General features: G+C 68.2%; 6 protein-coding genes and 2 pseudogenes. All 8 read right to left on the reverse strand.

Annotated features, from left to right (window positions below):
* Window positions 1–338: 338 nt before the first annotated feature.
* Window positions 339–571: pseudogene (locus IF89_RS43525) on the reverse strand (transposase); the annotation flags it as partial.
* A 505-nt stretch (window positions 572–1,076) separates the two neighbouring features.
* The gene (locus IF89_RS41315) at window positions 1,077–1,445 is read right to left on the reverse strand and encodes a transposase (RefSeq protein WP_158718077.1); all 369 of its coding nucleotides are present in this window, start codon (window positions 1,443–1,445) and stop codon (window positions 1,077–1,079) included.
* Window positions 1,446–1,630: 185 nt separating this feature from the next.
* On the reverse strand, window positions 1,631–1,894 hold the full coding sequence (locus IF89_RS41320; RefSeq protein WP_051808095.1) for a hypothetical protein: 264 nt from the start codon (window positions 1,892–1,894) through the stop codon (window positions 1,631–1,633).
* Window positions 1,895–1,979: 85 nt separating this feature from the next.
* Window positions 1,980–2,377: pseudogene (locus IF89_RS48525) on the reverse strand (transposase); the annotation flags it as partial.
* A 114-nt stretch (window positions 2,378–2,491) separates the two neighbouring features.
* Window positions 2,492–3,070: a hypothetical protein gene (locus tag IF89_RS46580; protein WP_158718078.1), complete on the reverse strand. Its 579-nt coding sequence runs from the start codon at window positions 3,068–3,070 to the stop codon at window positions 2,492–2,494.
* Window positions 3,071–3,734: 664 nt separating this feature from the next.
* Window positions 3,735–4,148, reverse strand: a complete 414-nt coding sequence (locus tag IF89_RS0134405; RefSeq protein WP_420707008.1) for a calcium-binding protein — start codon at window positions 4,146–4,148, stop codon at window positions 3,735–3,737.
* A gap of 193 nt (window positions 4,149–4,341) precedes the next feature.
* The gene (locus tag IF89_RS49915; RefSeq protein ID WP_158718079.1) at window positions 4,342–5,022 is read right to left on the reverse strand and encodes a YncE family protein; all 681 of its coding nucleotides are present in this window, start codon (window positions 5,020–5,022) and stop codon (window positions 4,342–4,344) included.
* A gap of 2 nt (window positions 5,023–5,024) precedes the next feature.
* A partial coding sequence (locus tag IF89_RS46585) for a YncE family protein (protein ID WP_234328008.1) occupies window positions 5,025–5,702 on the reverse strand: 678 nt, incomplete at its 5' end.

Consider the following 5,702-nt stretch of genomic DNA (forward strand, 5'->3'; position numbering starts at 1 on the left):
ACCCGGCGCAAACACACCCGACACCGGCACCGCCGCCGTCGCGGCAGCCGCCGTGGCGGCAGCAGAGCGGGAACCCGGAGCGGCGAACGCCTCACCCGCCCCCTCCCCGGCCACAGCTCCGGCAGTAGCCAGCGCCAGAAGGCCGGCCACACCACCTCGGCGGACACGGCACACAGCAGAAGAAGACAGAGGAGGGTAAGGGGAAGGCACGGACGCACTCCGGGGAGACAGGAAAAGGTGGCCCGATCAGGAGAGCAGGGCTCCGGGACTGCTGTCTCTCCTCCGAACACCCCCCGCGGGTCTGTCCAGTAAACGGTGTAACCGTGGTTGGCTTACTGTCAGATGTGGTTGTTGGCGAGGCGTCCGTCGAAGGCGATGCCGAAGGCCTGCAGGGCCCGCTTCCAGCGGGTGGCCCAGGGTTTGCGGCCGGCGCCGGTCAGGTCGAGGGGCATCACCGCGAGGCAGACGCACTTCAGGGCGGCGTTCTCGGAGGGGAAGTGGCCCTTGCCTTGACAGCCCGGCGGATGCGGGCGTTGACCGACTCGACCGCGTTGGTCGTGCAGATGATCCTCAAGGCGGTCACCGCGGCATCCGGTCGTCATCGCGGCGACTTCCTGACGTGGCCGGTGAGCCGGTCCAGCGCTCACGCAGCCGGTGCAGTTGGTCGGCGTTTTCGTCCCGCAGGTGTCCGGGACGGGTCGTGATCCCGGAGGTGGCCTCGCGGACCGGTGGAGGCTTGGGACCGGGGCGGGTGCGTGTCCACGTCCGGTTCGCTAGCGCCGCAGGTGACGCTGGACGGCGAGCCCGCCTCCGGCAGCCGGGTTCCCGGATCTCCCGGTAGGGGGTGTGCAGCGTTTCTGACGCCTTCGTTCCAGCGCCGGTGCAGGCAGCCGGTGCACGGGTCGGCGACGGTGCGCCCGCTGAAGGTCTCGGCGACGGCATCGCCGACGGAGCGGGCGTTGGCCAGTTTCGCGGCCGGTGGCCTGGTGCAGCCCGGGTTTCCGGCCGATCGCCGCCTTCTACATCCCCTGTGCCCACAGCCCGTGGGCGGCGGCGTGCTTTTTCACACAGTCGGGTCACGGTCTCAGCTCGGCGGCTGGACCGCTTCGGGCCCAGACTCCGGTCCGCCGGGCGTGCTGGCAGGTACGGAAGGCGGTTCGGCCAGGCGGGAACGATGAGCGGCCACCGTCTTTCTCGACCGCCTGACCGAGGCCGGCCTGATAGCGATCAGCGACCTGCCCGGCCTGCGGCGCCCCGCTCCGTGCGCCCTCCCCGTAGCCGCTGGACCGGTCCCGGCAGGCGGCTTTCACCTCGGGGCGGTCGCAGAGCCAGGCGGCCAGGTTCCCGCCTTCGCGCCCGTCGTAGAGGTGAAGCGGGCGGCGGGCGGACATATCGATCAGCACCGTGCCGCAATGGCGACCCTTGCGGAAGGCGAAGTCGTCCACGCCGAGCACCTCCACCTCCCGGACATCCGGATCGTGCAGGCCCTGACCCGTCGCAGCAGCATGTCCTTGCCCACGACGGCACCAGCCGCAGCAGCCAGGCGGGCTCCTGCCCTACACGCCAGCGCCAGCCCAATTCTGTGCCGACACCCTGCGCAGCAGCGGGGTACAGCGGCTGCGCGGGTTGGTCAGTCTGCTGTTGGCCCGACGAACGCCACCGCCGGGCAGGCGGTGTTCCCGCAGCGGAAACGGCGGACGCGCAACTCGGCCACGACGCGAGCCCGCTCGTGGCGACGTAACGCAGCGGGCGTGCAGATCGGCCGTGCACCTGCGCCGAGCACCGGCAGGCCGGCGGCCGCCCGCACCCGAGTTCTCAGCACCACCTTGTCCGGCTGCCGCTCGACCTCCTCGATCACCAGCGCGGGCAGATACGGAAGCAGCTCCAAGAGCACATCACGAGAACACGCGATACATGATCGCGAACAGTCGGAACGACCCGCTGAACCGACCGGATCACAAGATCGTCGACAGAACCGGGATCTTCACGTGGATGCAGTCGATGAAGACCGCCGGACAGACGCGGCCGAGCGGGCGGGCCTGCCACTCTGCCACCCCTCCATCACCGAGTCGGTGATCGCGGAGACGGGCTGCCAGGAAACCTCGGCGCCAAGGGCCTCCGCCGAGATCTCAACCGGGCCGACGTCCGTGACGGCCCTCTTGGACGCTTACCGTTCCCTTGGGTTACCGCCGTTCCTCCCCGCCGGATCGCGCTGACCATAGCCCAGGTGGCCCGTCATCCCGCCCTCGAGAGCGGACTCCAGCAGCCTCTTCGTCAGCTGCTGGAGCAGTCCGCCCTCACCCGTCAGCTGCAGGCCCTCGGCCCGGGCCCGGGCCACGAGGCCGTTCAGGAACCGGTCATGCACGCCCGTCGACACGGCCCCTGCCTCAGACGGTTTGGCTATGTACCCTGTTCACAGGTGCAATCCTCCCATGATCGGAGTTACACCATTCCTTTTACAGTCCCCTTACGCGTCCCAGACGGGTGCGCTTCAGCCCCGGTTTAGAGGGGGGCAAGCCTCTGTGTCAGAATCTGGCGGCGTAATCCCGAGAACTACGTGAACAGGATTGCCGTTGGGATTTCCCAGGTAGCACCCCTGGGAAAGGACTGCGTCGTTGCCTCCGGCGTATCCGTACTGGTCGCCTGTTGGCTGCCCGTTATCGTGCTTCACGTAGTACACATAGAAGAACGATTCTTCGTCATCCCTCGCGCAGATTGGGGCGGTAGTCAAGCCGGGCGGGATGACTGCAGGCGCACCATAGTTTGGAGCGAAGCCCGTGACGGAGTCGCGGTAGAGGTTTTCATTTGTAGAGTTCGTGAAAATCACGCATTCATTGGGTAGATCGCCGAGTGAGGCTCCGAGTCCGCCGGTAGTGTGGCCTTGTCCGGTGGTGGCGTGGTCTCCGTAGGTCATGTTGCCGCAGGCGATGTTGCTGTGGTCGCCGACGGTGCCGATGGTGATGGTGCAGTTGTCATTTCTGCCGTTGCTGTCGGCGTGTGCGGTGGTGCCGAGTCCGGTGAGGGCGAGTAGGGCTGTGATGGCTGTAAGTGCGGGGCGTGTGTAGCGCATCCGGTTTCCTTCTTCTGCTGGGTGTGACTCTTGCATTCTGGGGGGGCGTGGTGGTGGTGTGGGGGAGGCTTGGCCGCTCGGTTGGATGAATGCCGCTGCAGCCAGGAAGACCCTGCTGTCTGCAGGGCGGTGCGCGACTCCGATGGCGACGCCGTCGTAGCGGAGTCGGCGCCACCCCTATTCGTCGGGCGGGTAGACCATCAGCTTGGCGGACATGCCTCCACCATGGCTTTTGCCGCTGCCGCCCAGCAGGCGGTGGGCCGGCCATCCGGGCTGCCCGCCCCGGCAACACCCCCTAGGGCAAGCCGAAGGGGAGCCTGGGCAAGCCGCTCCGCACCCCGGCTTGCCCACCCCGGCCGGAGGCACTCCGGCCAGGCGGCGTCGGTCACGGCCATCGCTGGGCTTCCCGGCGAGGCCGCAGTGAGTCGGTCACGGCGCTGACGCGCTGTTTGACCGATCGCGAGAGACGATGGCTGAGGAGCGCGCCGTCGGCAATCGCTCCTCCAGTCGCAGACCCACGGGCCAAAATGCCTGTCTGAGGTGCCTGGTGATCTGGGGGAGGGGCAGCCGCGTGGGGGCTGGTTGTTGCGGGGACCGGGTGCTGCCGTGGGTGTGGGGGTGCCCGGCCCTTTGTCAGAACGGGGTGGTTGTGCTGGTGTTGGGGTTAGTTGTTGCAGCCGGGTCCGGTGGTGGGGTTGGTGCAGGTGTTGGTGCAGGTGCCGCCGTTGTTGGTGTTCAGGCCGGTGTTGCCGTTGAGGGTGTCGTTGCCGGCTTCGCCGAGGGACTGGTCCTTTCCGGTGCCGCTGTGGAGGGTGTCGTTGCCGGTGTTGCCGTAGAGCTGGTCGCTGCCCGGCCCGCCTCCGGCGCGGTCGTCGCCGTCGCCGCCGTGGATCTGGTCGTTGCCGTCGCCTCCGCACAGGAGGTCGGTGCCGCCGAGGCCGAAGAGCTGGTCGTTGCCGCCGTGGCCGAAGATCGCGTCCATACCGTTGGTGCCGGAGATCTGGTTGGGGTGCCGGTGCCCTGGATGATGTTGTAGCCGCGCTGCTGCAGGGTTGCGATGGGAGTGGTGCAGGTGGATGCGGGGGCGGGGTGGACGGTGAGGGTGAACTGGCGGCTGGCGGTCAGTGCGGGGCTGCCGCTGTCGGTGACGGTTACCGTGACGGTGCTGCTGCCTGCGGTGGCGGGGGTGCCGAGACGGCCCCGGTGGTGGGGCTGATGGTCAGGCCGACGGGCAGGCTGGCGGCGCTGAAGGTGTAGGGGGGTGCCGCCGGTCACCGGGCCGGTGGCGGTGGGTGCGCTGTAGGGGGTGCCGGCCGTGGCTGCGGGCAGGGTGGCGGCCCAGGGCACGGACAGCGGGGCCGGGTTGACCGTCTGTACGGTGGTGGCGCTGGAGGGCTGGTAGACGGTGCTGCCGCTGTACTCGGCTCCTTGAACGTCACCGTCCCGGCCGGGGTACCGGAGTCACCCGCCACCGACGCGGTGAATGTCACCGCCTGCCCCACGGTGGAAGGGTTCGGAGCAGACACCACCGTCGTCGACGAAACACGCTTCGGCACCTGTGCCATCGCCACACCGGCGGGGCCGTCGTCGACGGGAATCGGGTCGCCGACGACGGTATTGGTGGCCGTGCCGATCACCGACACACTGTCCGAAGCAAAGTTGGCAACGTAGGCACGCGAGCCGTCCGGCGTCACCGCCACGTCCTTCGGCTGGGCGCCCACCGGCACTGTAGTCCTCACCGTGACAGGGAAGCTGCTGGTGTCCAGAACTGTCACACTATTCGACACGCCGGAGTTCGCGACATACGCCGCGCCATCCGACGTGACGGCCACGGACGACGGGTCATCGCCCACTGCCACCTCCTGCACGACCGTGTCGGTGACCGTGCTGAACACTGACACCGTGCTGATGAGGAAGTTGGCGGTGTAGACGTAGTTTCCGTCAGGGGACACCGCTACGCCCTCCGGGAGCCTGGATGGGCCCAAGTCATGATTGGACAGCAGTTGGTTCGAGGTGGTGTCGACAACCAGCAGGCGGCCACGCTCATCTGCCCCCCCCGAGTGCCGACGTAGAGACGCGAGTCGTCCGGAGACACCGCCAAACCCCTCAGCGGCGATCCGAATCCGCCAAGGCTGATGTTCGCGATGACCGTGTCGGTGGCCGTATCGACCACCCTTACCGCGAGCGTCGTCAGCTGATAGACGCGGGTGCCGTCAGGTGAAACAGCAACACCCCGCGAAAAGGAGGTGCTCGGCGGCAGCGTCTGTGTAGCTGCGCCCGTGGCTACGTCGATCGCCCACAGAGCCCCGGCTTGCCCGGAAACCGGAAGCTCGGCATCGTGGGTGACGTAGGCGTAGGTTCCCGGAGGCACCGCAGCAGCAGGAGACGCCGGAACCACAATGCTCGCGGAGTCGGCCAGGGCGGCGTCGTGATGGTCGCTGGCCCAGTCGGTTCCGCAGGTGACGGTCATTTTGCCGTGTTCGTCCTGTCGGTCGGGGGGCGTGCTGCTGGTCGCAGCCGTGCGGGGGCACGCGTCTCCCTGATGGAAGGGCTCGATGGCCCTGCATCCGATCAGCCGTTCGTGACCCCAGCGGCCCGCAGGGCCCTCGGTCTGCTCCAGAGCTCGGCGGCT

The sequence above is a fragment of the Streptomyces sp. NRRL F-2664 genome, from assembly GCF_000719345.1.
Classification (GTDB): Bacteria; Actinomycetota; Actinomycetes; order Streptomycetales; family Streptomycetaceae; genus Streptomyces.